Annotated in this window: 21 protein-coding genes; 14 read left to right on the top strand and 7 right to left on the bottom strand. The window is 75.2% G+C overall.

Features of this window, described 5'->3' with window-relative positions; genetic code table 11:
* Positions 1-266: 266 nt before the first annotated feature.
* Positions 267-722: an NUDIX hydrolase gene (locus ACFWH7_RS09795; protein WP_378216318.1), complete on the top strand. Its 456-nt coding sequence runs from the start codon at positions 267-269 to the stop codon at positions 720-722.
* A gap of 148 nt (positions 723-870) precedes the next feature.
* Complete coding sequence (locus tag ACFWH7_RS09790; protein ID WP_378216317.1) at positions 871-2,670, top strand: hypothetical protein; 1,800 nt, start codon at positions 871-873, stop codon at positions 2,668-2,670.
* A 21-nt stretch (positions 2,671-2,691) separates the two neighbouring features.
* On the opposite strand, the gene ACFWH7_RS09785 is transcribed toward ACFWH7_RS09790, so the two are convergent.
* Positions 2,692-3,900, bottom strand: a complete 1,209-nt coding sequence (locus tag ACFWH7_RS09785; protein WP_378216322.1) for an SH3 domain-containing protein — start codon at positions 3,898-3,900, stop codon at positions 2,692-2,694.
* Between the two features lie 185 nt (positions 3,901-4,085).
* Here ACFWH7_RS09785 and ACFWH7_RS09780 point away from each other — a divergent pair, with 185 nt between their 5' ends.
* The 3 genes from ACFWH7_RS09780 to ACFWH7_RS09770 all read left to right on the top strand — a co-directional run bounded on the left by ACFWH7_RS09780 (position 4,086) and on the right by ACFWH7_RS09770 (position 6,373).
* A complete protein-coding gene (locus ACFWH7_RS09780) occupies positions 4,086-5,420 on the top strand; it encodes a CoA transferase (RefSeq protein ID WP_378216316.1) in 1,335 nt (444 codons plus the stop codon).
* The gene (locus tag ACFWH7_RS09775; RefSeq protein ID WP_378216315.1) at positions 5,417-5,869 is read left to right on the top strand and encodes a helix-turn-helix transcriptional regulator; all 453 of its coding nucleotides are present in this window, start codon (positions 5,417-5,419) and stop codon (positions 5,867-5,869) included. Before ACFWH7_RS09780 ends, ACFWH7_RS09775 begins: the two co-directional genes overlap by 4 nt.
* A 66-nt stretch (positions 5,870-5,935) precedes the next feature.
* Complete coding sequence (locus ACFWH7_RS09770; protein WP_047231827.1) at positions 5,936-6,373, top strand: VOC family protein; 438 nt, start codon at positions 5,936-5,938, stop codon at positions 6,371-6,373.
* Positions 6,374-6,394: 21 nt separating this feature from the next.
* Here the strand turns inward: ACFWH7_RS09770 and ACFWH7_RS09765 are convergent, their stop codons facing one another.
* From ACFWH7_RS09765 to ACFWH7_RS09755, 3 genes are all read right to left on the bottom strand, one after another.
* A complete protein-coding gene (locus ACFWH7_RS09765) occupies positions 6,395-7,330 on the bottom strand; it encodes a Ppx/GppA phosphatase family protein (RefSeq protein ID WP_378216314.1) in 936 nt (311 codons plus the stop codon).
* A gap of 98 nt (positions 7,331-7,428) precedes the next feature.
* On the bottom strand, positions 7,429-10,131 hold the full coding sequence (locus ACFWH7_RS09760) for a GH92 family glycosyl hydrolase (protein WP_378216313.1): 2,703 nt from the start codon (positions 10,129-10,131) through the stop codon (positions 7,429-7,431).
* Between the two features lie 227 nt (positions 10,132-10,358).
* A complete protein-coding gene (locus tag ACFWH7_RS09755; protein ID WP_378216312.1) occupies positions 10,359-11,780 on the bottom strand; it encodes a glutamyl-tRNA reductase in 1,422 nt (473 codons plus the stop codon).
* Between the two features lie 176 nt (positions 11,781-11,956).
* Between ACFWH7_RS09755 and hemE the strand changes: the two genes are divergently transcribed.
* From hemE to hemL, 6 genes are all read left to right on the top strand, one after another.
* A complete protein-coding gene (hemE, locus tag ACFWH7_RS09750; protein WP_378216311.1) occupies positions 11,957-12,991 on the top strand; it encodes a uroporphyrinogen decarboxylase in 1,035 nt (344 codons plus the stop codon).
* Positions 12,988-14,484: a protoporphyrinogen/coproporphyrinogen oxidase gene (locus tag ACFWH7_RS09745; protein ID WP_378216310.1), complete on the top strand. Its 1,497-nt coding sequence runs from the start codon at positions 12,988-12,990 to the stop codon at positions 14,482-14,484. The genes hemE and ACFWH7_RS09745 overlap by 4 nt, the downstream gene beginning before the upstream one ends.
* 172 nt (positions 14,485-14,656) lie before the next feature.
* On the top strand, positions 14,657-15,763 hold the full coding sequence (hemC, locus tag ACFWH7_RS09740; protein ID WP_378216309.1) for a hydroxymethylbilane synthase: 1,107 nt from the start codon (positions 14,657-14,659) through the stop codon (positions 15,761-15,763).
* Entirely contained in the window at positions 15,760-16,773 is a 1,014-nt protein-coding gene (locus tag ACFWH7_RS09735) for a uroporphyrinogen-III synthase (protein ID WP_378216308.1), read from the top strand. The genes hemC and ACFWH7_RS09735 overlap by 4 nt, the downstream gene beginning before the upstream one ends.
* A complete protein-coding gene (gene hemB, locus ACFWH7_RS09730) occupies positions 16,770-17,804 on the top strand; it encodes a porphobilinogen synthase (protein WP_378216307.1) in 1,035 nt (344 codons plus the stop codon). Before ACFWH7_RS09735 ends, hemB begins: the two co-directional genes overlap by 4 nt.
* On the top strand, positions 17,801-19,216 hold the full coding sequence (gene hemL / locus ACFWH7_RS09725) for a glutamate-1-semialdehyde 2,1-aminomutase (protein ID WP_378216306.1): 1,416 nt from the start codon (positions 17,801-17,803) through the stop codon (positions 19,214-19,216). Before hemB ends, hemL begins: the two co-directional genes overlap by 4 nt.
* Before the next feature lie 111 nt (positions 19,217-19,327).
* On the opposite strand, the gene ACFWH7_RS09720 is transcribed toward hemL, so the two are convergent.
* The 3 genes from ACFWH7_RS09720 to ACFWH7_RS09710 all read right to left on the bottom strand — a co-directional run bounded on the left by ACFWH7_RS09720 (position 19,328) and on the right by ACFWH7_RS09710 (position 21,778).
* Entirely contained in the window at positions 19,328-19,921 is a 594-nt protein-coding gene (locus ACFWH7_RS09720; protein WP_378216305.1) for an HdeD family acid-resistance protein, read from the bottom strand.
* A 138-nt stretch (positions 19,922-20,059) separates the two neighbouring features.
* The gene (locus ACFWH7_RS09715) at positions 20,060-21,163 is read right to left on the bottom strand and encodes a DUF2330 domain-containing protein (RefSeq protein WP_378216304.1); all 1,104 of its coding nucleotides are present in this window, start codon (positions 21,161-21,163) and stop codon (positions 20,060-20,062) included.
* A 132-nt stretch (positions 21,164-21,295) separates the two neighbouring features.
* Positions 21,296-21,778 carry a hypothetical protein gene (locus ACFWH7_RS09710; RefSeq protein WP_378216303.1) on the bottom strand — a complete coding sequence of 161 codons (483 nt, stop codon included), beginning with the start codon at positions 21,776-21,778 and terminating at the stop codon, positions 21,296-21,298.
* Positions 21,779-22,015: 237 nt separating this feature from the next.
* On the opposite strand from ACFWH7_RS09710, the gene ACFWH7_RS09705 reads away from it, so the two are divergent.
* The 3 genes from ACFWH7_RS09705 to ACFWH7_RS09695 all read left to right on the top strand — a co-directional run bounded on the left by ACFWH7_RS09705 (position 22,016) and on the right by ACFWH7_RS09695 (position 25,577).
* On the top strand, positions 22,016-22,354 hold the full coding sequence (locus tag ACFWH7_RS09705; RefSeq protein ID WP_378216302.1) for a metal-sensitive transcriptional regulator: 339 nt from the start codon (positions 22,016-22,018) through the stop codon (positions 22,352-22,354).
* 25 nt (positions 22,355-22,379) lie between these two features.
* Positions 22,380-22,766 (top strand): heavy-metal-associated domain-containing protein, encoded by a 387-nt coding sequence (locus tag ACFWH7_RS09700; protein ID WP_378216301.1) that lies wholly within the window; start codon positions 22,380-22,382, stop codon positions 22,764-22,766.
* Between the two features lie 210 nt (positions 22,767-22,976).
* Complete coding sequence (locus ACFWH7_RS09695) at positions 22,977-25,577, top strand: heavy metal translocating P-type ATPase (protein ID WP_378216300.1); 2,601 nt, start codon at positions 22,977-22,979, stop codon at positions 25,575-25,577.
* Positions 25,578-25,674 lie beyond the last annotated feature (97 nt).

Raw genomic sequence — 25,674 nt, 5'->3', positions numbered from 1 at the left:
CCCCCCGCGCCCCCCCCCCCCCCCAACCCCCCCGCCCCCATTGTTGGTGGGGTGGTTTTTTTTTTATACGCCACGGGTTGGTGGGGCCGGGCCCCCGCCCCCCCACGATCGCCCTTCGCCGGAACTGGGGCCGCGCGAGGGGCAGGCCCGACGGCGCGTGGCTCGCTGGGTGCGCCACGCGCCGTCGGGTGTTCCTCGCCCGTCGCGAACCGTCGACGTCGTTCGGCCCTTCGGGGACGGTGCCCCGGAGATGGCACAGTGGAGCCGTGACGTCGCACGACCTTCCCCCCACCGACCCCTCGCACCTCGAACCCGCCGCGCTGCCCCCGTTGCGCACCGTCGGCTGGGTGAACGTCCGCGACGGCCGTCTGCTCACCGTCCGCACGACGGGCAAGGACCGCTTCTTCATGCCCGGCGGCAAGGTCGAGCCCGGCGAGTCCGACGCCGAGGCGCTGGTGCGGGAGATCCAGGAGGAGCTGGGCGTGCGCCTCGACCCCGCGACCGTCCGGCCGGCGTTCGTCGCCGAGGCGCCGGGCCACGGGCTGGGCGGTCGGGTCGTGAGCATGCAGTGCCTGTACGCCCAGCCGACGCCCGGGTCCCCCGAGCCCGCGCCGAGCGCCGAGATCGCCGAGCTCGCGTGGCTGACGCCCGCCGACGCGCACCGCGTCCCTCCCGCGGGCCGGATCGTCCTCGACCGGCTCGCCGGCGTCCTCTCCGCCTGACGGTCCCGCCGCGACCGCCGCGCGCCCCACCCGGCCGGCGCGGCCGGGTGCCCGGCATGGGGACCTCGCCCCATGAGCCGGGCGAGACGTGGTGACGCCGCCCCGCGTACGCTCCGGGGGCAGGATCCGCCGCGACAGAGGGACGACCATGGGGTTCTACGGTGCCGACATCGGCGAGCTGCGCGCGCTCGCACAGAGCCTCACGACGGCGTCCGAGGCGCTCACCACGACGCGCAGCACGCTGGACTCGACCGTGAGCGGCGCCCGCTGGGCCGGCCCGGACGGCGACGAGCTGCGCGGCCGCTGGTCCGCCGAGCTGGGCCCCGCGCTGGCCGCTGCGACGGCGACGCTCCGGGACGCGGCGGACAAGGTCCGCAAGAACGCCGACCAGCAGGAGAGCGCCAGCTCCGACGGCACGGGCGGCCCGGGCGGGGGCGGCAGCGGCGGCTCTGCTGGCGGACCTGGCGGCGGGCCGGGCTCCGGCGGCGGGCCCGGCGGGGGCGGCGGGTCGGGCTCGGGCGACGAGAACCCCGGCGGCCCCAAGGTCACCGTGAAGGGCGACCACGAGTCCGGCACGGACAACGGGAGCCTGGGCAACCCGGCGACCGAGGGCACCGACGCCAAGGTCGGGTTCGGCGTGTCTCACGACCCGGAGAGCGGCGAGACCACGTACTCGGGGAGCGGCTCGCTCTCCGACTGGATGAAGACGACGAACGGGTCGAAGATCTCGTTCGGGGTCAACGGCGGTGCGGAGTACACGGTCGGGGAGAAGTCGGAGGACGGTTTCACCACGTACACGTCCAAGTCCGACGTCTCGATCGGCGTCGAGGGCGGCGTCGACAAGGGCGGCACAGGCGTCAGCGGCGGGTACACGACCGGCGTCACGTCCGAGTACACGGTCAAGGTGCCCGACGGCGCGGGCGTCACCGACCCCGGGAGCATCAACCCGTTCGACCCCCGGAGCATGCCGGTCGGCTCGTCGGTCACGATGGACGGCGGCAGCTACTCGGAGACCGAGCTCAACGCGGCGTTCCGCCACATCGCCGTCGAGTCGTCCGTCAAGGACGCGAGCGGCGTGACGAGCCTCATCGAGCGCACGGGCGACGACACGGTGCGCGTGACCGCGGGCCCCACCGAGGCCGTCGCGAACCACGCGGGGCTCGGTCTCGACTTCGACGCCGTGAAGGTCATGCTCGGCAACACGACGTCGCTCGACGGCGCGTCCCTGCGCAGCGCCGAGTTCGACCTGTCGACGCCGGAGGGCCAGGCCGCGTACGACACGTACCTCGTCACGGGCGAGATCCCCGCCGACCCGTCGACGGGGATCTCCGGCACCACGAAGATCGAGCGCGTCGAGTTCGACTCGACGTCGACCGTCGGCTTCGACACGCCCGTCGGCGGGGCCGAGTGGGAGATCGGCAAGAACACGGGCTCGCTCGTCGCGACGACCAACCCCGACGGCAGCACGGAGCAGCTGCTCACCGCGACGTACGGCGAGCGCGGCGACTTCCGCATGTCGCAGGCCTTCGACGCCTCGGGGAACGAGGACCTCTCGGCACGCACGTACTCGTTCGACGTCACCGCGGACGACATGTCGTCGCAGTACTTCAACACGCGGGAGTTCTCCGGCTTCTCCCCGTCGGGTGAGGTGTCGTCCGGGCAGCAGGTGACGATGACGCTCACGGAGTCGCAGATGAACCGCCTCGCGGACAGCGTGCGCACGGCGGTCGAGAACGACAGCCTCGGCATGCAGACGCGCATGATCGTCACGGACTACGACATGCAGCCACTCACGGACCCGTACCAGCTCGCGACCAGCCTCGCGCGCGCCGCGGACTCCGACCTCGAGCTCGTCATGATGATCTCGGAGATCAACGCCGCGGGCGACGGGTCCGCGACCGACCGTTCTGCCGCGCGGTTCCCCGGCACGGTGACGCTCGGCCCCTGACGCCGGTGTGGTCCGGGCGCCTCAGCGCGGCTTCGTGGCCGAGAGGTAGGTCGTGGAGACGTAGCCCGTGCGGCTGCCCACGGTCACCTTGAGCCAGCCCTTCGACGCGGTGCCCGCGTGCTTGACCGCCGTGCCGCGGGGCAGCTTGGCCACCACCTTGGCCGACGTCGACGGCGTCGCCCTGAGGTTGAGCACCGACGCCGTGACGTACGACGTCTTGGCCTTCGCGGGCGCGGGGGCCGGAGCCGGCTTGGCCGGGGTGGACGGCGCGCGCGTCGACGTGTACTGGGCGGAGACCCACCCCGCCCGACCGTTCGCGGTGACCTTGAGCCAGCCGCCCGAGGTGGACGTGACGGAGAGCTTCGTCCCCTTCGGGAGCCGGGCGAGCACCGACGACGAGGTCGACGCCGACGCCCGGAGGTTGAGCGAGGTGGCAGTGACGTAGCGCGTCGCGACGGGCCGGGAGACGGGAGCAGTGCTGACGGGCGGGGGCTTGGTCGGGCCGACGTACGCGGCCGAGACCCACCCGGTGTAGCGGCCGTACGTGACCTTGCGCCACGTCCCGCTGCCGTCGCCAGGCTTGCCGACCACGGCGGCGCCGCGCGGCACGAGCGCCAGCACGGCGGTGTTCGTCCCCGCCCCCTTGCGGAGGTTGACGGCCGTGTTCGCGTAGTACGTGCACGACTTCGCGGACGGCCGGGCCGCGACGCGGGTCGCGCTGCGACCGAGGTCGACGCCCTTGCCCTTCAGGTAGGCGAGCGGGTCGGTGTGCGACGCACCGGACCCGTAAGTGCCGTTCCAGACCTCGAGGTGCAGGTGCGGGGCGGTCGACGTCCCCGTCGACCCCACGTCCGCGATGCGCTGCCCCGCCTTGACCTTCTGCCCGACCTTGACGTACTTGTCGCCGTCGATGACGTGCCCGTACACGCTCGAGACCGTCTTGCCGCCGACGGAGTGGCGCAGCACGACCCACTGCCCGAACCCGCTGACGCTGCCCGCCCGGAGCACGACGCCGTCGGCGATGGCGTTGATGCGCGTTCCGGAGGCGGCGCCGAGGTCCTGGCCGAGGTGCCAGGTCGAGGCGTTGGCGATCGGCATGCAGCGCGGGCCGTAGTAGGAGGACACCGCGTAGGTGCGAGCGCCCAGCGGCGTGACGACCGTGCTCGCCGCCGCGCTCGCGCCGGGCGCGACGAGCACCGCACCGAGACCGGTCGCGAGCGCCGTCGCCATCACCACGCCCACCGCTCCCGACCGGAGTCGCGGGTACCGCATCATGTGTGCCCCCTGCAAAAGTTCATGACATGCCCGGCGTGTCGGGTTGACACACCTCCAGCACGGTACGTCGAGATTCGTCGACGCGCACGCGCAGGTGTGAACGCTCACCCATACGGAGCGGTCAGGCGTAGCGTCGTCCCGTGGGAAGCGAGACGGCACGCAGACGGCACGGCCTCCTCGCGGCCACGCTGCCCGTCCTGGACCTCGCGGCAGCGTCGGTCGTCGCCGTGCGCGACGCCGCCGCTCGCGCCGGCGGGTTCGACGCCGGCCCCGCTCCCGACCCCGAGCGGGTCGCCGCAGCCTTCGCGAGCGACCGGCTGCTGCGCGTCGACGGAGCCCCGGTGGACGGCTTCGCCCCGCTCTCGGACTTCTTCCGGACCGCCGACGGCTGGGTCCGCACGCACGCGAACTACCCGCACCACCGCGCGCGGTTGCTCGCGCTGCTCGGCCTCGCCGACGACGTCCGCAGCACCGCGAACCGCGACGACGTCGCCGCTGCCCTCGCCGCGCGCTCGGCCCAGGACGTCGAGGACCGGGCGGCCGACGTCGGAGCGATCGCCGTCCGCGTACGGTCGGAGGACGTGTGGCGCGCGTCCGCGCCTGGCCGCGCCACGGCGTCGGGCCCTCCCGTGCGGACCGTGACGCGGGACGACGCCGCTCGCCCGCGCCCTCTCGTGCCCGGTCCGCGACCCCTTGGCGGGGTCCGCGTGCTCGACCTCACGCGGGTGATCGCCGGGCCGGTCGCGACGCGCACGCTCGCCCTGCTCGGCGCGGACGTCCTGCGGGTCGACCCACCGGGGCTCCCGGAGATCGAGGTCCAGCACCTCGACACCGGGCAGGGCAAGCGGTCGACGCTGCTCGACCTCGCGACGCACGACGACCTCGCCCGCGCCCAGGAGCTGCTCGACCACGCCGACGTGCTGGTGACCGGCTACCGCCCGGGGGCGGTCGAGGCGTTCGGGCTGCGACTCCCGCCGGGTGCGGTGCACGCGCGCGTCACGGCGTGGGGCGACGACGGCCCGTGGGCCGAGCGGCGGGGTTTCGACTCGATCGTCCAGGCGGTGAGCGGCATCGCGCTCGCGGAAGGGGCGCGGGACGGCGCCGCTCCCGAGGACACGACCCCAGGAGCCCTGCCCGCCCAGGCGCTCGACCACGCGACCGGCTACCTCCTCGCGGCCGCCGTCGTCGAGGGGCTCGCCGACCGCGCGATCGACGGCCGGGGCCGCGACGTCGACGGCGCGCTCGCCCGGACCGGGCACGCCCTGCTCGCGGCTCCCGGCCGCGACCCCGCGCACGACGCACCGCGCACGCCGGGGCCGGGCTGCGTCGTCGAGCACCCGGCGCGCCTGGACGGCCGCGAGGTCGTGGCGACGACGACCCGGCCCGCGCTCGACCGCCTCGGCGACGCCCGGGTCGACGACTACCCCGCGCCCGCCCGGCCGTGGGGCGCCGACGAGCCGCGGTGGACGGCGTGAGCGTCGAGGCCGAGGTCGCGGTCCACCTGCGGCAGGCGCGCGACCACATGGACGCGCACTTCACGGAACCGCTCACCCTGGCGGGCGTGGCCGCGGTCGCGAGCTACTCGCCGTTCCACTTCGCGCGCGCGTTCGCCGCCGCGTTCGGCACGAGCCCCATGGCCTACCTCGCGACGCGCCGCGTCGAGCGGGCGAAGACCCTGCTGCGCACCGCGAACCTCACCGTGACGGAGGTCTGCCATGCCGTCGGCTTCACGAGCCTCGGGACGTTCTCGGCGCGCTTCCGGGCGATCGTCGGCGTCACGCCGACCGCGTACCGCGACGAGCACGTCCGGGCAGGCGGACCGCCCGTCCCCGGATGCTTCGCGCTCGCGTGGGGCCAGCCGCAGCCACGGGCTCTGCCCGGGACAGCACGATCGGAGAAGCGGGGTCACGGCGGCGCGCCGTAGCGTCGAGAGCGACGGCCGCGCCGGTCGTCGCCCCGCGCCGGGAGACGGCGCCCGAGAGGAGACGTCGTGCTCACGCTGTCCCACACCACCGTGTTCGTCCTCGACCAGGACTCCGCCAAGGAGTTCTACACGTCCGTGCTCGGGTTCGAGCTGCGCGACGACTTCGCGATGGGCGCGGAGTTCGAGGGCGGCGGCGCGGGCTTCCGGTGGCTCACGGTCGGGCCGCAGGGCGATCCCACGCGCACGATCATCCTGGCCGACTGCGCCATGGGCCGGGACCCGGAGTCCGCGGCGCAGCTCCGGTCGCTCGTCGCCAAGGGATCGATGGGCGCCGGGGTGCTCCAGACCGACGACTGCGAGGCCACCTACCGTGACCTCGTCGCGAAGGGCGTGACGTTCCGCCAGCCGCCCGCGCACCGTCCCTACGGCGTGGAGGCCGTCTTCGTCGACGACTCCGGCAACTGGTTCAGCCTCACCGAGCCGAAGGTCGCCGCGGCGCCCTGAGCCGTGCGTGCCGCGCCAGCGTCAGCTGTGGTCGAGGCGGCGCAGGATCGCGCCCTCGCGCAGCGCCCACGGGCAGATCTCGACCTCGTCGACGCCGAGCGCGCGCATCGTCTCGACGGCGACGACCCCGCCCGCGACGATCTGGAACGTGCGCTCGGGCGTGATGCCGGGCAGCGCGGTGCGCCCCTCGGCCGTGATGCGCGCGAGCCGCGGCACCCAGTCGGCGAGCTGCGAGCGCCGCATGCGCCACCGGTCGTCCGGGCCGACGGCCTCGGTCTGCATGCCCGCGAGCCGCGCGAGCGAGCGGAAGGTCTTGGACGTCGCGACGACGTGGTCGGGCGCGGGGAGCGCCCGGAAGGCCTCGACGGTGGGAGCGAGCGTCGCGCGCACGTGCTCGCGGAGCGCCTCGACCTGATCGGGCGCGGGCGGGTCGTCGGGCAGGAAGGCCATCGTCATGCGCCCGGCACCGAGCGGGAGGGACGCGGCGAGGTCGGGCTCCTCGTCGACACCGGACGCGATCTCGAGCGAGCCGCCCCCGATGTCGAGGACGAGGAGACGCCCTGCGGCCCAGCCGTGCCACCGCCGTGCGGCGAGGAACGTCAGGCGCGACTCGTCCTCGCCGGACAGCACGCGGACCGGCTGCCCCACGCGCTCGCCGATCGCGGCGAGCACCTCGGGGCCGTTGGTCGCGTCGCGCAGCGCCGACGTCGCCATGGGCAGCATCTCGTCGACCGCGGACTCGCGCGCGAGCGCCATCGCGTCGTCGACCGCGGCGAGCATCGCCGCGACGCCCTCGGGCGACAACGACCCGTCCGGCCGGAGGTAGCGCATGATGCGCACGACCGTGCGCGCCCCCGCCGCCTGCACGGGGCGCGCGGCGTACGCGGCGTCCACGACGGCGAGGTGCACGGTGTTCGAGCCGATGTCGAGGACGCCCAGGCGCGTGGTGGTGCTCACGCGGCGAGCCTAGCGGCGCGGCGAGGGCCGCCGTCGGGCGGGTCCCCCGACGACGGCCCTCGTCCGGTGCGCGACGCGCACCCGCGGTGACCTGGGGGTCAGTCGCAGGCCAGCGCGTCGTACGCCACGTCGACGCTGGACGTCGTGCCGTCCGCGGCGACGACCGTGACGGTCGCCGTGCCCGCCTCGACGGACGTGGCGCGCGTCGTGAACGACTGGTAGGCGTTCTTGCCCGGCTGCACGTGCCGGACCGTCCGCTCGCCGAACGGGGTCGTGAGCGTCACGTCGACGGGCTCGTCGGCCGTGCTCGTCGCGCGGACCGCGACGAAGGCTCGACCGCCGAGGCAGCGCGCGCTCGCCTCGACCGTGACCGGGGCGGGCGGGGCCGCCTCCGAGACCGACGGGATGCGGTCGGCCGCGGCGGTGCCCCACGTGAGGCCTGCGCTCGTGTCGGACAGGTCGAAGTCGAGCGTGCCGCCGTCCTGCAGCGCCGCGACGTCGAGCCACGCCGCGGTGTGCGCGACGCCGTCGACCTCGAGGCCCGCGACGTAGCTCGGGAGCTTCTCGTTCGCGCCGGCCGCGTCGATGTGGAGCGTCGCACCGGCGTCGGTCGTGAGGGTCGCGGCCTGCACCTTGGGTGCGTTGAGCGCGAGGATCCCGGAGCCCGGCATGACGGGCTCGAAGCCGAGCGACGCCATGACGTACCAAGCGGCGAGCGTGCCGAGGTCGTCGTTCCCGACGCCGCCGCCCGGGGTGTCCGGGAAGCGGTTGAGGTTCGCGGCCAGGACGTCGTTCGTCTTCCACGGCTGGCCCACGTAGCCGTAGAGCCACGCGTTCGTGATCGTCGGCTCGTTGCCGGGGTTGTAGCGGATCGTCGTGTAGTACGAGCTGCCGCCCTTGGCCCACGTGCTCGGCGAGACGCCGGGGTTCGCGGCGAGCGCCGGCTGGTCGAAGTAGTAGTCGAGGCGCTCGACGAAGCCGTCCTCGCCGCCCATGACCTCCTGGAGGCCCGTGACGTCCTGCGGCACCATCCACTGGTACTGCCACGGCACGCCCTCGTGGAAGCCGGAGCGCGTGACGTCGGTCAGCTCGGGCAGCGTGACGAACTCGCCCGTCGGGCGCTTCGCGTTGACCATGCCCTGGAAGCCGCCGGAGAGCTGGACGTCCGGGTTCCACAGGTTCCGCCAGCTGCGGCCCTGGTCGAGGAACGCCTGACCGCCCTCGCGGCCCGTGCGCTCCGCCGCGGCGCCGAGGCTCGCGTCGGCGAGCGCGAGCTCGAGCGTGGCGGAGCCGCCGTGGCGGTACTCCTCGAACTGGCCGCCGAGGCCCCCCTCGTTCTCGGGGTAGAACGGCACGTGGCCGTGCTCGGCGTAGAACTCGGTGCTGCGCCGCCCGACGGACGCGACGTCGTCCGGCGGGGTCGTCGTGGCGTTCTCGACGAGGTAGTCCCACAGCTCGTCCGCGATGTCGTCCGGGACGGTGCCGAGCGCGAAGTTCTCCGCGAGCCAGGGCGTCACGGGGTCGCCCGCCATGATGTTCGTCTCCAGCGCGCCGAGCGACCAGCGCGGCAGCCACCCGCCCTCGACGCGGTGCTGGTACATCGAGCGCACGATGTCCTGCGCGCGCTCCGGGAGGAGCAGCGCGTGCAGCGTCGCCTGCGTGCGGTAGGTGTCCCAGAGCGAGAAGTTCTGGTAGTAGTCCCAGCCGTCGGCCTGGTGGACCTCGAGGTCCGTGCCGCGGTACCGGCCGTCGACGTCGCTGCCGATCGTCGGGGACAGCAGGGTCTTGTAGAGCTGGGTGTAGAACACGCGGCGCTGGTCGGGCGACGCGTCGATCGCGGCGCGACCGAGCTCGGCGTTCCACGCGTCGCGCGCCTCCTCGCGCACGGTGTCGAACGCGACCTGGCCGCCCTCGTCCGTGGCCTCCGCCTCGCGGTTCGCCCGCGCGCCGTCGACGCTCACGAACGACACGCCCACGCTCACCTCGACGTCGCGGTCGGTCGTGGTGTCGAAGACCGCGACGGCCCCGTTGTTGCCGCTCGTGACCTCGCTCGTCGTGGAGCCCGCGACGTAGCGCGCGTCGGTCCCCCACGTGCCGCTCGACGCGACCGGGCGGTCGAACGTCGCGCTGAAGAAGTACCGCTGCTTGTCCGGCGTGCCGCCGCAGAAGCCGCCGTTGTCGACCCAGCCCTCGAGCGTACGGTCGTCGACCCACGTCACCGAGCTCGCGCCGGCGTCGCGCAGCGTCTGGCCCACGTTGAACGACAGGTGCGAGGTCGTCGAGGCGGGGAACGTGTAGCGGTGCGCGCCGACGCGCGTGGTCGCGGTGAGCTCGGCGTGCACGTCGTTCGCGAGGGTCACCTCGTAGAACCCGGCCGACGCGTGCTCGGTGCTCTTCTGGTCCTTGATGGCGATGAACGAGCGCGAGGTGCGCGGGGTCGCGCTCGTGTCCGGCGTGACGAGCAGCTCGCCCGCCGCCGGGCAGCCCGCGCTGTTGACGTGCCGGTGGCTGAAGCCCCACACGCGCCCGGCGTTCGTGCTGTACGACGTCGAGGCGTAGGAGTTCGTGTTGTCCGGGCTGAGCTGGACCATGCCGAACGGCACGGTCGCGCCGGGGTAGGCGTTGCCCTCGCTCTCGGTGCCGACGAACGGGTTGACCTCGAGCGTGAGGTCGTCGCCCGCGGCCGCGGTGACGGTGCCCTCGGAGCTCGGGGCGGCGCCTGCGGCGGCGGGCAGCAGCGTGCCCGGCGCGACGGCGAGCGCGAGCCCCGCGGCGAGCAGGGCGAGTCGTGGTCGTCTCATGCCATGTCCTCTTCGACGTGCGACCGGGCGTCGTCGCCCGGGGCGCCCCGGGTCCGTCGGTCAGGTGCCGCCCGGGCCGCTCGTGGCGGGGGCGACGGTGCTCCTGGTCGACGACGGGCGTCCGCCGGCCACTCTCTCCCGGCTATGACTGCGCTGTCAATTGCGTGCCCCGGCGAACGACTCGGTCGAGCGAAGACGGCGCAGAGCGCCGAACCTGGGGTGACTCCTCAGCGCGCGGCGGGCGCGGGGAGCGACCCCGGGCTCGTCGCCCGTGCGGTGCCCGCCGCCTCGTCGGCGAACGCCTGCGCGTCCGCGACGACGGCGCGCTCCTCCGCCTGCGCAGCCGCGACGGCCTCGGCGCGGGCCTCGACGATCGCGCGGTGCAGGTCGGCGTGGACGCGACGTCGCACGTCGCGCGCGATCTCGTCGGCCTCGTCCGGCTCGACCGGGTCGCCGTCCGCCTCGCGCAGCGCCACGACGTCAGCCACCTCGAGCGCGACGCGCCGCTCGGCGTCGGCGAGCAGCGCGACGACCGCGGTGTCCGCGGCGCGGCCGAGCCGCGTCTCCTCGAACGCGCGCGTCGCGTCGTCCACGATCGCGCGGGCCTGCACGACGAGCTCCGACGCGATCGACGGCGAGTGTGCGGCGAGCGTCGCGAGGTCGTAGAGCAGCACGCCCTCGACGTCCGCGACGCGCGGGTCGACGTCGCGGTGCAGCGCGAGGTCGAGCACGACGGTCGGGCGGGCCGCGGGCTCGTCCCCGGCACGGACGGCGGCGCGCTCGCGCGCCCGGACCACGGCGGCGGCGTCGAGCACGTGCTCGATGGCCTGCTCACGGCGGTCGGCGCCCCCTTCGGGACGCACGGCGTCCGCCGCGAGCGCCCGCCCGCGCGCGCCCGAGCACGACACCACGAGGTCCGCGTCCTCGAGCGCCGCGACGAGGTCGGTCACGGCCTCGACCCCGCGCGCGGCGGCGAACTCCTCGGCGCGGCCGGACTGCGAGTAGACGCGCACGTCGTCGCACCCGAGCGAGCGCAGCGCCGCGAGGCTCGCGCCCGCGTACGACCCCGTCCCGATGAGGACCGCCCGGACCTGGTGCCACGGCGGCAGCTCGGCGGCTGCGAGGTCGAGGCCCAGCGCGACGACGGAGCGGCCCGCGCCGCCGAGCGTCGTCTGCGTGCTGACCTTCTTGGACGTGCGCGACGCCGTCTGGAACAGGAGCTCGAGCGTCGACGAGGTCACGCCGTCGGCGTGCGCGGTCTCCAGCGCCCGCTTGACCTGCCCGGCGATCTCGCGCTCCCCCACGACCATCGAGTCCAGGCCCGACGCGACGGCGAACAGGTGCTCGGCGACCTCGGTCCCGGCGCGCGTGCGGAACGACGCGAGCGCCTCGGCCGCCTCCACGCCCGACGCCTCGGCGACCATGCGCGCGACGTGCTCGGTCGCGTGCTGCACGCCGGTGCCGTCGAGGGGGGCGTCCACGTCGAGGTACAGCTCGAACCGGTTGCACGTCGCGAGGACGACCGCACCGGTGATGACGTCGCACGCCGCGACCGCGGAGCCGCCGATCGAGTGAGCCCCGGTGGAGAGTCGTTCCAGGGCGTCGAGGTCCAGCTCGTGGTGGCTGGCCGTGAGGGAGAGAAGAGCCACAGTGCCTCCGATTTAATCATTCCCCCGGGAGAGAGGCAGAATCGGTAGCTGTGATTCCTGTCGCCCTTTCCCCGGGCCATCCCCTGACCGACGGCCGCACGGCCCGTTCGCCGCTCGTGCAGGCCCTGCGCGCGGGCACGACCGGAAATCGCCCGGAAATCACACCGGTGTGGTTCATGCGCCAGGCGGGCCGGTCGCTGCCCGAGTACCGCGCCGCCCGCGAGGGCGTGAGCATGCTCGACTCGTGCCTGCGCCCGGACCTCGCGTCGGAGATCACGCTCCAGCCGGTGCGCCGGCACGGCGTGGACGCCGGCATCTTCTTCTCGGACATCGTCGTGCCGCTGCGGCTCGCGGGCGTCGAGGTGGAGATCGCGCCGGGGGTCGGCCCCGTCATGGGCCAGGCGTACCGGACGCCCGACGACGTCGCGCGGCTCGTGGAGAGCGAGCTCACCGAGGAGGCGCTCGCCCCGATCCGCGAGGCCGTCGCGCTGACCGTCGACACACTCGGCGAGACCCCGCTCATCGGCTTCGCGGGCGCGCCGTTCACGCTCGCGGCCTACCTCGTCGAGGGGCGGCCCTCGCGCGACCACCTCGCGGCCCGCGCGCTGCTGCGCGGCGACCCGGAGACGTGGCAGCGCCTCGTCGACTGGACCGCCGACCTCACCGGCACGTTCCTGCGCGCCCAGGTCCAGGCGGGCGCGAGCGCCGCCCAGCTCTTCGACTCCTGGGCGGGCTCGCTCTCGCTCGCGGACTACGCGGCGGGCGCCGCCCCGGCGAGCACGCGCGCGCTGACGCACGTCGCCGACCTCGGCGTGCCGGTCGTCCACTTCGGCACCGGCACGGGCCACCTGCTGCCCGCGATGCGCGACGCCGTCACCGCGGCCGGGGTGCAGGACGTCGCCGTCGGCGTCGACTACCGCACGCCGCTCGACGACGCCGCCCGGCTCCTCGCCGACGGCCACGCCCCCGTGCCGGTGCAGGGCAACATCGACCCCGCGCTGCTCGCCGCGCCGTGGGACGTGCTCGAGGCGCACGTGCGCGACGTCGTGCGGCGGGGGCGCACCGCGCCCGGGCACGTGGTGAACCTCGGCCACGGCGTCCCCCCGGACACCGACCCGGACGTCCTCACGCGTGTCGTCGGCCTGGTCCACGCGCTCGGCGCAGACTGGACGGGGCAGGACGACGCGCACGAGGAGGCGACCCGACGGTGAGCAGCGAGCCGACGACGTCCCGCACCTCCCCCGGGACCGTCCCCGAGGAGGTGGACGCGGTCGTCGTCGGCGCGGGGGTCGCGGGGCTCACCGCGGCCCGGACCCTGCGCGAGCGAGGGCTGCGCGTCGCCGTGCTCGAGGCCGCGGACGTCCCCGGCGGTCCCGTCCGCGGCGGCGACCTGCCGGGGCTCGACGGCGTGCGCGTCGACCTGGGGGCCGAGTCCTTCGCGGCGCGCGGCACGGCCGTCGGCGGCCTCGTGGGCGAGCTGGGCCTCGACGTCGTCGAGCCGTCGGGGGCGGGCGCCTGGGGCTACGCCGCCGGCCACGCCTACCCGCTGCCGCGCGCGGGCGTGCTCGGCATCCCGGCCCACCCGTGGTCCGCCGACGTGCGCCGCGCGGTCGGCGTCGGCGGCGCGCTGCGCGCGAGCCTCGACCGCGTCCTGCCCCGCCGCTTCACCGACCTGCGCACGCTCGAGACGTTCGCGCGCTCCCGCATGGGGGCGCGCGTCACGGAGCGTCTCGTCGCGCCCGTCGCGGCCGGGGTGCACTCGGCCCCGCTCGACCGGCTCGACGTCGCCGCGGTCGCACCGGGTCTCCGCGAGGCGTTCGAGCGCGAGGGTTCGCTCGCGTGCGCGGTGGCGTCGCTGCGCGCGCTCGCCCCCGCGGGCTCCGCGGTCCGCGGCATCGGCGGCGGCATGCACCGGCTCGTCGAAGAGCTCGCCGCGGGCACCGACGTGCGCGTGCGCCACGAGGTCACGGAGCTGTCCCGCCGAGAAGCGGATATCCGCCCCGGATCCGACGCCGACGGGGGCGGACACCCGCTTCTCGGCGACTGGGTGGTCCGTGCACAGACGCCCGACGGACCGCTCGCGCTCGCCGCGCCGCGCCTCATCGTCACGACGCCGGCGCTCGTGGACGCGCTCGGCCCGCTCGTCGGCACCGCGGCGGACCTGCTGCCCGACCCGGAACCCGGGGCCGACGTCCGCCTCGTCACGCTCCTGCTCCGTGCGCCCGAGCTCGACGACGCGCCGCGCGGTACCGGCCTGCTCGTCGCCCCGCCGCACCGGGACGCGGGCCGGGCCGAGCGGCCGTCGGACGTCGAGGCCAAGGCGCTGACCCACTCGACCGCCAAGTGGCCGTGGCTGCGGGACCGCGTGCGCGGCGCCGTCGGCCCGGGCCACCACGTGGTGCGGCTCAGCTACGGGCGCATCGGCGCGACGACGGAGCCTGACCCCGACCGCGTCGTCGCCGACGCCTCGCGGCTGTTCGGCGTGGACCTGCACGGGCGCGTGCTCGGGCACGTCGTGACGCGTTGGAACGGCGCGCTGCCCCCGCCGACCCCTGCGTACCGGCGCGAGGTCGCGGCGTTCGTCGAGCGCGTCGACGCCGTCCCCGGGCTCGCCGTGACCGGGGGCTGGATCGCCGGGACGGGGCTCGCGGCGATCGTCGGGCACGCCCAGGAATGTGCGCGCGGCCTCGCCGCCGTGGAGTGAGGTAAACCTGACCGGAATCCCGAGAAATGTCTCGGCAATTCTCGGGAATTGTCCTGACAGATTGTCCGTACGTTCCTGACCAGCCGTCAGGACCACGTCACTCCTGCGCGCATTTCCCCCGCCGTGACGTGCGCATTTCCGTGCACCGCCGAAGTGGGGAGAGACTGGGACCGTGAGCCCTGCAGGTACCCCTCCCCTCCGCGTGGGCACGCGCGGCAGCGCCCTCGCGACCACCCAGACCGGCCACGTCGCGCGACGCCTCGAGGAGCTGACCGGCCGGGACGTCGAGATCGTGCGCATCCGCACCGACGGCGACGTCCTCACCGGGTCGCTCGCCCAGATGGGCGGCACCGGCGTGTTCGTCACCGCGCTGCGCGAGGCGCTGCTCGACGACCGCTGCGACGTCGCGGTCCACTCGCTCAAGGACCTGCCGACCGAGCCCGCCCCCGGCCTGACCGTCGTGACGCCGGAGCGTGAGAACCCGCGCGACGTGCTGTGCGCGCGCGGCGGCCTCACCATCGCCACGCTCCCGCGGGGTGCCCGCGTCGGCACCGGGTCGCCACGCCGGGCCGCGCAGCTCCGCTCCGTGCGGCCCGACCTGGACGTCGTGGACATCCGCGGCAACGTCGACACCCGCCTGGCCCGCGCGCTCGGCCCGGACGCCGACCTCGACGCCGTCGTGCTCGCGTACGCGGGACTCGCGCGGCTCGGCCGGCTCGACGCGGTGTCCGAGGTGATCGACACCGCGATCATGGCTCCCGCCGCCGGGCAGGGCGCCCTCGCGGTGGAGGTGCGCACGTCGTCGCTCGACGACCCCGTGCTCGCGCGTGCCCTGCACGACCTCGACCACGAGCCGACCCGGCTCGCCGTGCTCGCCGAGCGGTCGCTGCTCGGGCGTCTCGAGGCCGGCTGCGCCGCGCCCGTCGGCGCGCACGCCCTGGTCGAGGACGGCGAGGTCCTGCTGACGGCGGTCGTCGCCCGGGTCGACGGCGTCGAGCAGCTCACGCACTCCGGCCGCACCGCCGTCCCGGTCGGCGCGTCGTCGCAGGACGCGCGGGACGACGCCGCCCGCGGGCTCGGCGTGCGCGTCGCCGACGCGCTCCTCGCCGACGGCGCGGCCCGTCTCGCCCCGCTCCGCGAGACCGGGTCCGGAACCGGTGTGGCCGGTTCGGCGACCGGACCGGCCCCGGCCGACGACGCCGCGCCGTCACCCGACCGCGCCGTCGAGACGGCACGCGAGCAGCTCCGCGACGGCGGCTACCGCGGCGAGGCGGAATGACCCCGGGCCCCCTGCGCGACCCGTCGCGCGGTCCCGCGCCCGTCGTGCCTCCCCCGCCCGGGCGGACGAGACCGCACGGCGACGCCGAGGCCGCCGATCCGGCATCGCGCCTGCACGCCGCAGGCACACCGCTCGCCGGCCGCACCGTCCTCGTCCCGCGCGCGCCCGAGCGCGCCGCCGGGCTCGCGGCGACGCTCCGCGACGCCGGCGCGCGCGTCCTCGTCAGCCCCGCGATCGAGCGCGCCCGGGTCGACGACACCGCCCCCGTGGACGGCGCCGTCGCCCGCCTCGCGCACGGCGACTTCGCCTGGGTCGTCGTGACGAGCGTCAACGCGATCGACGAGCTCGTCGCGAGCGCTGCCCGCCAGGGCGTCGACCTCGGCGACGCCGCTCGCCAGGCCCGATGGGCCGCCGTCGGGCCTGCGACCCGCCGCGCCCTGGAGGCCGTCGGCATCCAGGTCGACCTCGAGCCGACCGAGAGCTCGGCCCGCGGTCTCGTCGCCGCCTTCGCGACGCTCACCCCGGCAGACCACGGTTCTCCCTCGGCAGACCAGGGTTCTCCCTCGCGAGAGAGCACCGTGGTCCTGCTCCCGCAAGGCGACCTCGCGGCGCCGACGATGCACGACGGGCTGCACGACCTCGGGTACGTCCCGCACGTCGTCACCGTCTACCGCACCGTCACGCACGCGCTCGCGCCGGACGTCGTCGTGGCGTGGCGCTCGGGCGAGGTGGACGCCGTCGTGCTGACGTCGGGGAGCGTCGCGCGCGAGGTCGCGCGGCAGCTCGGCCCGCGCGACGACGTGGCGGGCGTCGCGATCGGCGACCCGACGGCACGGGCCGCGCGCGACGTCGGGCTGCGGCTCGACGCCGTGGCGGAGCGCCCGACCGACGCCGCGCTCGCACGCGCGCTGACCACGGTCCTGACCACCCTCCCGCCCCACGCCCCGGCCGCTCCTCCGACCGGCGCGACCGACGCCACGGGCACCCACGACGAAGGAGACCCCTCGTGACCCACCAGCTCCCCGTCGGGCACCACCGGCCGCGCCGCCTGCGCACGAGCCCGCGCGTGCGGCGGCTCGTGACCGAGACGCGCGTGCACGCGTCCGACCTCGTGCTCCCTCTGTTCGTCAAGGAGGGCCTCGACGCGCCGCGCCCGATCTCGTCGATGCCGGGCGTCGTGCAGCACACCGAGGCGACGCTCGCGGACGCGGTGCGGGACGCCGCGCGCGCCGGGGTCGGCGGCGTCATGCTCTTCGGCATCCCCGCCGAGCGCGATGCGACCGGCACGCAGGCGGACGCCGAGGACGGGATCCTGCAGCGCGGCATCCGGATCGCGGTCGAGGCGGCGCGCGAGCACGCCGGCGGCGGGCCGGTCGTCATGGCGGACACGTGCCTCGACGAGTTCACCGACCACGGGCACTGCGGGGTGCTGGCGACGGGTCGCGACGGGGGCGTGGTCGTCGACAACGACGCGACGCTCGACCGCTACGCGTCGATGGCCGTCGCGCAGGCGCGCGCGGGCGCGGACGTCGTGGCGCCGTCCGGGATGATGGACGGCCAGGTCGGCGTGATCCGGGAGGCGCTGGACGCCGCCGGGTTCGACGACGTGGGCATCCTCGCCTACTCCGCGAAGTACGCGAGCGCGTTCTACGGCCCGTTCCGCGAGGCCGTGGACTCGGCGCTGCAGGGCGACCGCCGCACGTACCAGATGGACGCGGGCAACGCGCGCGAGGGGCTGCGCGAGGCGGACCTCGACCTCGCCGAGGGCGCGGACATGGTCATGGTGAAGCCCGCCGGGTCGTACCTGGACGTGCTCGCCGCGGTCGCGGAGATGTCGCCGGTGCCGGTGGCGGCGTACCAGGTGTCGGGCGAGTACGCGATGATCGAGGCGGCCGCCGCGAACGGCTGGATCGACCGGCGCGGCGCGATCACGGAGTCGGTGCTGGGCATCAAGCGCGCCGGCGCGGACGTGATCCTCACGTACTGGGCGACGGAGCTCGCGGGCTGGCTGGACGAGAACGACGGAAGGACGCGGGCATGACGGACACCGGAGGCTTCGGGACGGCGGAGGCCGTGCAGGCGGAGAACGCGGCGCTGTTCGGCGCGCCGGGCGCGGGCGGCGCGGACAACCACGCGGCGTTCGTGCGCGCGCAGGGCGTGCTCCCGGGCGGCGTGAGCTCGCCCGTGCGCGCCTACGGGTCCGTGGGTGGCGACCCGCGGTTCCTCGCCTCGGCGCGCGGCCCGTACGTGACGGACGTCGCGGGGCGCGAGTACGTCGACCTCGTGTGCTCGTGGGGTCCCGCCCTGCTCGGGCACGCGCACCCCGACGTCGTCGGGGCGGTCCAGGAGGCCGCGGCGCGCGGGCTGTCGTTCGGCGCGCCGACGCTCGGTGAGGTCGAGCTCGCCGAGGAGATCCGCCGCCGGGTCCCCGCCGCGGAGCGCGTGCGCCTCGTGTCCACGGGCACCGAGGCCACGATGACCGCGATTCGGCTCGCGCGCGGCGTGACCGGGCGCGACGTCGTCGTGAAGTTCGCCGGCTGCTACCACGGGCACGTGGACGCGCTGCTCGCGGAGGCCGGGTCCGGCGTCGCGACGCTCGCCCTGCCCGGCTCGGCCGGGGTCACCGAGGCGACGGCGGCCGAGACGCTCGTGCTCCCGTACAACGACCTCGCGGCCGTCGAGGCGGCGTTCGCGGAGCGCGGCTCCGAGATCGCGGCCGTCATCACCGAGGCGTCACCCGCGAACATGGGCGTCGTGCCGCCCGCGGAGGGCTTCAACGAGGGCCTGCGCCGCATCACCGCCGCGCACGGCGCGCTGCTGATCCTCGACGAGGTGCTCACAGGCTTCCGCGTCGGGCCGAGCGGGTGGTGGGGGCTGGAGAACGCGGTGCTGCGCGGCCAGGGCGCGGACGGTTACACGCCCGACCTGTTCACGTTCGGCAAGGTCGTGGGCGGCGGGATGCCCGTCGCCGCCGTGGGCGGTCCGGCGACCGTCATGGACCAGCTCGCGCCCCTCGGTCCCGTCTACCAGGCGGGCACGCTGTCCGGGAACCCGGTCGCCGTCGCGGCCGGTCTCGCGACGCTGCGCCTCGCCGACGACGCCGTGTACGCGCGCGTGGACGAGGTCGCGGGCGTGCTGTCGTCCGCCGTGGCCTCGGCGCTCGACGCCGCGGGCGTCCCGCACCGCGTGCAGCGCGCGGGGTCGCTCTTCTCGGTGTTCTTCGGCGACCTCGCCGCGAGCGCCGGCGTGCGCGACTACGCGCAGGCCCAGGCGCAGGAGACGTTCCGGTACCGGGCGTTCTTCCACGCGATGCTCGACGCCGGCGTGAGCCTGCCGCCGTCGGTGTTCGAGGCGTGGTTCGTCTCCGCGGCCCACGACGACGCCGCCGTCTCCCGCATCCTCGACGCGCTCCCCGCGGCCGCCCGCGCCGCCGCGGAGGCGACCCCGGTCTAGCCGGGCAGGCGCCCGCCTGACCCGGAGGGTGCCGAGCACGACATGGGTGTCGCTATCCGGCGGACAACGACACCCATGTCGTGCTCGACAGCGCGGAGCCCCGTGAGCGCGTCAGTACGTCGCGGCCTGGCCGGCCCGCCTGCCGAGCGAGCGGATCTGGATGCCGAACGCGATGAGCATGACGCCCCAGAGGATCGCGAAGATCGCGAGGATCCAGACGATCGACACGAGCCCGGCGTCGACGTTGAAGAGCACGAGCAGACCGAAGACGAGGCCGAGGATGCCGGCGAAGACGCCCCAGCCCCATCCGCTGCCGGGGACCTTGCGCAGGTCGAGGCTCGCGACGGTCTGGAACAGGCCGTAGACGACGGCCCAGAACCCGACGATCCACGTGAGCACGATCGCGGTCTTGCCCGGCCACACGAGCAGCACGATGCCGACGGCGAGGCTGAGCACGCCCATGGTCACGAGGAACGCGGTGCCGCTGCCCGTGCCGCGGCGCCGGATGCCCTCGATGATCTCGACGATGCCGTCGACGACCGCGAAGATGCCGATCACCCAGATGATCACGGCCGCGGTCTTGTCCGGCCACGCGAGCGCGATGATGCCGAAGAGGATGGCGAGCACCCCGCGGAGCACTGGCCAGTACCAGACCTGCTTCGCGGTGCTGGAGAAGGCGGTGAGGATCGGGTCCTGCGTCGTCATGGTCACTCCCCGTGCTAGGTGACGGGCCGGCTCACCGGCGGACTGGGGCCTGTGTCGCCTCCCGCTTCGCCTCCATGGAACACCCGGAAATCCTGCGTGTCGCGGCGAAGCGCGCGTTTCGCCCGCTCGGGGCGACGCTCAGGCGCGCGCGGGTCGTGGCGCGAGCGCCGGCGCGGGAGCGCGGTGGCGTCGGCCCGACCAGATGACGAGCGCCGCCAGCGCGAGCACGCCCGCGAAGGCGAGGACGGGACCGGCGAAGAACGGGCCGATCCGCTTGTCGGCCACGACGGCGTAGGTCGGCGCGTACGCGACGTCGGCGGCGGCCTGCTCGAAGGAGAAGTCGGAGACGATCTCCGTCCCGGGGTCGGTGAACTCCTGCTCGTGCGACGTGACGAAGCTGCCGGCGGCGAGGAGCGCGGCGAGCTCGTCGGAGCTCACCGACGCCGGGTCGACGCGCCCCGCGAACCGCACCGTGGGCTCCTGCGCCGCGGCGGTCGCGTCCGTGCGGTCGACCCGGTGGTCGGCCAGCACGTACGTGCGCGTGCTCTGGGTGTCGTCGGCGACGGCGGACATGCGCATGGGGTAGACGAGCGAGCCGCTGGGGAACGTGACGCGCAGGGGCTGCAGCGTCCCGTCGAAGGCGGCCGCCTCCTCCGGCGCGAGCCGGGCGGCGACGAACGACCAGCCCTCGCTCACGTACGGCGCGAGCGCGGTCTGGATCGACTCGGGGAGCTGGAACCCCCGCTCCGTGAGCCACGCCCCGAGCGCACCTGCGTCGGTCGCGCCGAGGGTCGTGACGTCGAGCGGACCGAGCCGGACCTCGTCGAGCACAGCGACTCCCGGCGCGGCACCGGCCCCGTCCGCACCTGCCGCGCCGAACCCCAGCTCGGGCCACCAGCGGTGGTCCGAGACGACGGCGCGGGGCTGCGTGAGGTCGTCGAGCTCCCGGAAGACCTCCGGGTCGGCGAGCGCGACCTCGGCCGGCGCGGGGGTCGGCAGCAGCAGCCCGACCTCCGGCGCGTTCGACAGCGCGTCGAGCTCCAGCAGCATCGTCTCCGTCGTGCCGTCCCACTGGAGCACGGCCGTCTCCTGCGAGACCGACGTGTCGTACGCGGGTCCGTCGACGAGCCCGCCGCACGCGCACGCGACGGCGGGCGGTGCCGCGACCACCGCCCCGCCCGCCAGCGCGAGCGCGACGACCGTCGCGCGGACCGCCCGTCCTGCCCCGGTTCCCCTGCCCATGCTTGGGAGGCTAGGGGCGCGCGAGCGAGCTCGCGCGCCGATTTCCGAATCGTGATGGGGCCGTGACAGCACCGTGACCCGGGCGCTTCCGACCGGGCCGCGGGCCGCCGTCGGGCAGGGCCCCGCAGCCCGTCAGGCGACGGCCGCGCTCACGCCGAGGTGCACGACGACGCCGAGCACGACGGCCCAGGCCGTCACCGCGGCGACCCCCCACGCGAAGACGCGGGCGCGCGGTGCGCCGAACCCGACCATCGCGGCCGCGGTGACGTGGCTCGGCAGCAGCAGGGGCCCGAGGAGGCTGACGCCCGGCACGCCGTAGCGGTCGAAGACCTTGCGCATCCGCTGCCGCTTGGGCGACTTCTCGGCGGTGCGCCCGCGCGTGACGCCCGAGCGCGCGGCCCCGATGAGCCAGACGACGACCGCCAGGGCGATCGCGTTGCCCACCACGGCGGCGAGGATCGCGACGACGGGGTTGACCCCGGCGACGACCCCCAGGACCGCCGCTCCCTCGGCCTCGACGTACGGGATCGCGCCGGCGAGGAGGACTCCGACCCAGCGCAGCAGGGGCGGAAGGCCCTGGGTGAGCTCCTGGAGCCCGGTGACGATGTCGGTCATGGTGCGCCTCTCGTAGTGGGTGCCTCCAGCCTCCCGGCGGCGCGAGGCGGTCGACAGTGCGCCCGCTCACCGCGGGAGGTGGACCCGTCACCCCATGGCCATGACAGGTGTCACGGCCCCGTGGTCGGGCGACGGGGAGCGGCGTACCCTTGGGGGGTATCCATCGGTTACCCTGGTGGGGTATAAGGCGACGATCGACCCGCGGTCGCGGCACCGCGCCTGGACGAGGAGGAGAGCATGACCGACACCACCGAGGCCCCGGCCGTCGAGCACGGGCACGCGGGCCACACCGGTCCGCACGGATACGCGTCCGACAAGGAGGCGTACCTCAAGCGCATGCGTCGCATCGAGGGCCAGGTGCGCGGCATCGCCCGCATGATCGACGAGGACGTCTACTGCATCGACATCCTCACGCAGGTCTCCGCCGTCACGAAGGCGCTCCAGGCCGTGAGCATCGGCCTCGTCGAGGACCACCTCGGCCACTGCGTCGTCGACGCGGCCCGCCAGTCCGAGCAGGAGGGCGCGGCCAAGGTCAAGGAGGCCGCCGACGCCATCGCCCGCCTCGTCCGCAGCTGACCCACCCCCACCACCGAGGAGCACCATGAGCACCGTCACCACCCTGGGCGTCACCGGCATGACCTGCGGCAACTGCGTCGCGCACGTCACCAAGGACCTCGAGGCCGTCGCCGGCGTCGAGAACGTGAGCGTCGAGCTGCGCGTCGGCGGCGCGTCCGAGGTCACGGTCTTCTCCGACGACCCGCTCGACGAGGCCGCGCTGCGCGAGGCCGTGGACGAGGCGGGCTACGAGGTCGCGTCGGTCGAGGTCCAGGAGGACGCGCTGGCCGCCCAGTACGCCGAGCAGGCCGCCGAGAAGCAGGAGGCGCACTCGTGCGCGTGCGGCTGCGGCACGGCGCCGAGCGCGCCCACGGGCGACGACGCCGCCCCGGCCACGAAGACCTACGACCTCCAGGTCCCGCCGCGCGCCTGACCGGCCCCGCCCCCGGTGCCCGACGCCGGGGGCGCCTCGCCCGCGCGAGGCCGCCTCCGCCGTCGGGCACCACCCCACGGGCCGACCGTCGCCACCGCGACGCGCGCCCCCGCCGCCCGGCCGCACCAGCACGGGCGCGCACGCCGCGACGTCCGCCACCCCGGACCGCCGTCGTGACCTCCCCCGAGCACCCGTCGAGGAGTCGACCGCATGACCGCCCAGCCCACGCCCACCCCGACGACCGCCGCCCCGGCGGGCGACGTCGCAGGCCGGCCGTTCGCCGAGGTCGACCTCGCGATCGAGGGCATGACGTGCGCGTCGTGCGTCGCGCGCGTCGAGAAGCGGCTGAACCGCGTCGACGGCGTCACCGCCACCGTCAACCTCCCGCTCGAGAGCGCGCACGTCGTCCTCGCGCCCGACGTCACCGATGCCGACCTCGTCGCCGCCGTCGAGAAGGCCGGCTACACCGCCCGCGTCACGACCCGCCGCGCCACCCAGGCCCCGACCGACCACGGTTCTACCTCGGCGGACCACGGTTCTACCCCGGCGGACCACGGTTCTACCTCGCGGGACCAGGGTTCTACCTCGGCATTCGAGGCCTCTACCCTGCCTGACCGAGGCAGCGTGCTGGCACGACGCCTGCGCGTCGCGGCGGTGCTGACGGTGCCGGTGGTCGCCGTCTCGATGATCCCCGCGCTGCAGTTCACGGGGTGGCAGTGGGTCGTCGCTGCGCTCGCGCTGCCGGTCGTCACGTGGGGCGCATGGCCGTTCCACACGGCGGCGTTCCGCGCGGCGCGGCACGGGGCGTCGACGATGGACACGCTGGTCTCGCTCGGCGTGGTCGCGGCGACGCTGTGGTCGCTGTGGGCGCTGCTGCTCGGCGGCGCGGGCGAGCTAGGGATGCGGATGCAGCCGACGCTCATCCCGTCCCGCGAACTCGGTGCTGGTTCGGGTGGGACGCCCGAGCTGTACTTCGAGGTCGCGGCCGTCGTCACGACGTTCCTGCTCGCGGGCCGGTACGCGGAGCACCGGTCCAAGCGGCGCGCGGGCGACGCGCTGCGGTCGCTGCTCGAGCTGGGCGCGAAGGACGCGGAGCGCGTGGTGCTCGGGCCGGACGACTCGCCCCGCACAGGCCCCGACGGCGCGCGGGTCACCGAGCGCGTCCCGGTCGCGGACCTCGCGGTGGGCGACGTGTTCGTCGTGCGGCCGGGCGAGAAGGTCGCGACGGACGGCGTGGTGCTGGAGGGGTCGAGCGCGGTCGACACGTCGCTGCTCACGGGCGAGCCGGTGCCGGTGGACGTCGGCCCGGGTGACGACGTGACGGGCGCGACGGTCAACGCGGCGGGCGCGCTGCTGGTCCGCGTGACGCGCGTGGGCGAGGAGACGACGCTCGCGCAGATCGGGCGGCTCGTCACGCAGGCCCAGACGGGCAAGGCCCCCGTGCAACGGCTCGCGGACCGGATCTCTGCGGTGTTCGTCCCGGTCGTGCTGGTGCTCGCGGTCGCGACGCTCGTGGGGTGGCTGCTCGCCGGGGCGGGCACGCAGCTCGCGTTCACGGCCGCCGTCGCGGTGCTCATCATCGCGTGCCCGTGCGCCCTCGGCCTGGCGACGCCGACGGCCCTGCTCGTCGGCACGGGCCGCGGCGCGCAGCTCGGCGTGCTCATCAAGGGACCGGAGATCCTCGAGTCGACGCGGCGCGTGGACACGGTCGTGCTCGACAAGACGGGAACCGTCACCCAGGGCGCGATGGCGCTCGAGTCGGTCGTGACGGCGTCGGGCAGCGTTCCGCTCGACGTCCTGTCGGAGAGCGACGCTCCGGCGCGAGGTGCGGACGGGTCGCCGCGGGAGGTCGACGGCGCGCGCGACGCCCTGCGGCACGCGGGAGCGGTCGAGGCGCTGAGCGAGCACCCGATCGCCCGGGCGATCGCGGCCGCCTCGCGCGACGTGTCCGCAGTCCCGCCGCCGGCCGGTGGGGACGCGTCGGTAGGGGCCGACGGCGTCGTGATCGGCTCGCTCCAGGCGTTCGACTTCCGCAGCGCCCCGGGCGGCGGCGTCGAGGCCGTCGTCCGCACCGCGCACTCCGGACTCTCCCTCGGTGTCGGCGGAGGGCTCACGGCGCGGCGCGTGCTCGTCGGGCAGCCGTCGTGGCTCGCGCGCGAGGGTGTCGCGAGCGACCCCGTGCTCGACGACGCGTTCTCCGCCGCCGAGGCGACGGGGGCGAGCGCCGTCGTCGTCGCGTGGGACGGCCGGGCGCGCGCGGTGCTCGTGCTGCGCGACCCCGTGAAGCCGACGTCGGCCGAGGCCGTCGCCGAGCTGAAGGACCTCGGCCTGCGGCCCTACCTGCTCACGGGCGACGGCGAGGGCGCGGCCCGCGAGGCGGCGCGCGCCGTCGGGATCGCGGAGTCGGACGTCGTCGCGCGCGTGCTCCCGGACCAGAAGGTCGACGTCGTCGCGCGGCTCCAGCGCGAGGGGCGCGTCGTCGCGATGGTCGGGGACGGCGTGAACGACGCCGCCGCGCTGGCGACGGCGGACCTCGGGCTCGCGATGGGGACCGGGACGGACGTCGCGATCGAGGCGAGCGACCTCACGCTCGTGCGCGGCGACCTGCGCAGCGCCGCGACGGCGATCCGGCTCTCGCGCCGGACGCTGCGGGTCATCCAGCAGAACCTGTTCTGGGCGTTCGCGTACAACGTCGCGGCGATCCCGCTCGCGGCCGCGGGCCTGCTCAACCCGATGATCGCCGGGGCGGCGATGGCCGCGAGCTCGGTGCTCGTCGTCGGGAACTCGCTACGCCTACGCCGCGCCACCTGAACGACACCACCCACCGCCGAACACGACATAAGGGGGGGGATTCCCGGGGTAAAGTAGCCGAATTTGTGGTGGGGGGCGGGCGGGTGAGCGGGATCGG

It is taken from the genome of Cellulosimicrobium cellulans (assembly GCF_042723955.1).
GTDB lineage: Bacteria > Actinomycetota > Actinomycetes > Actinomycetales > Cellulomonadaceae > Cellulosimicrobium > Cellulosimicrobium cellulans_H.
The sequence above is the reverse complement of the archived record's forward strand: the minus strand, read 5'-3'. Positions and strand labels throughout refer to the sequence as shown.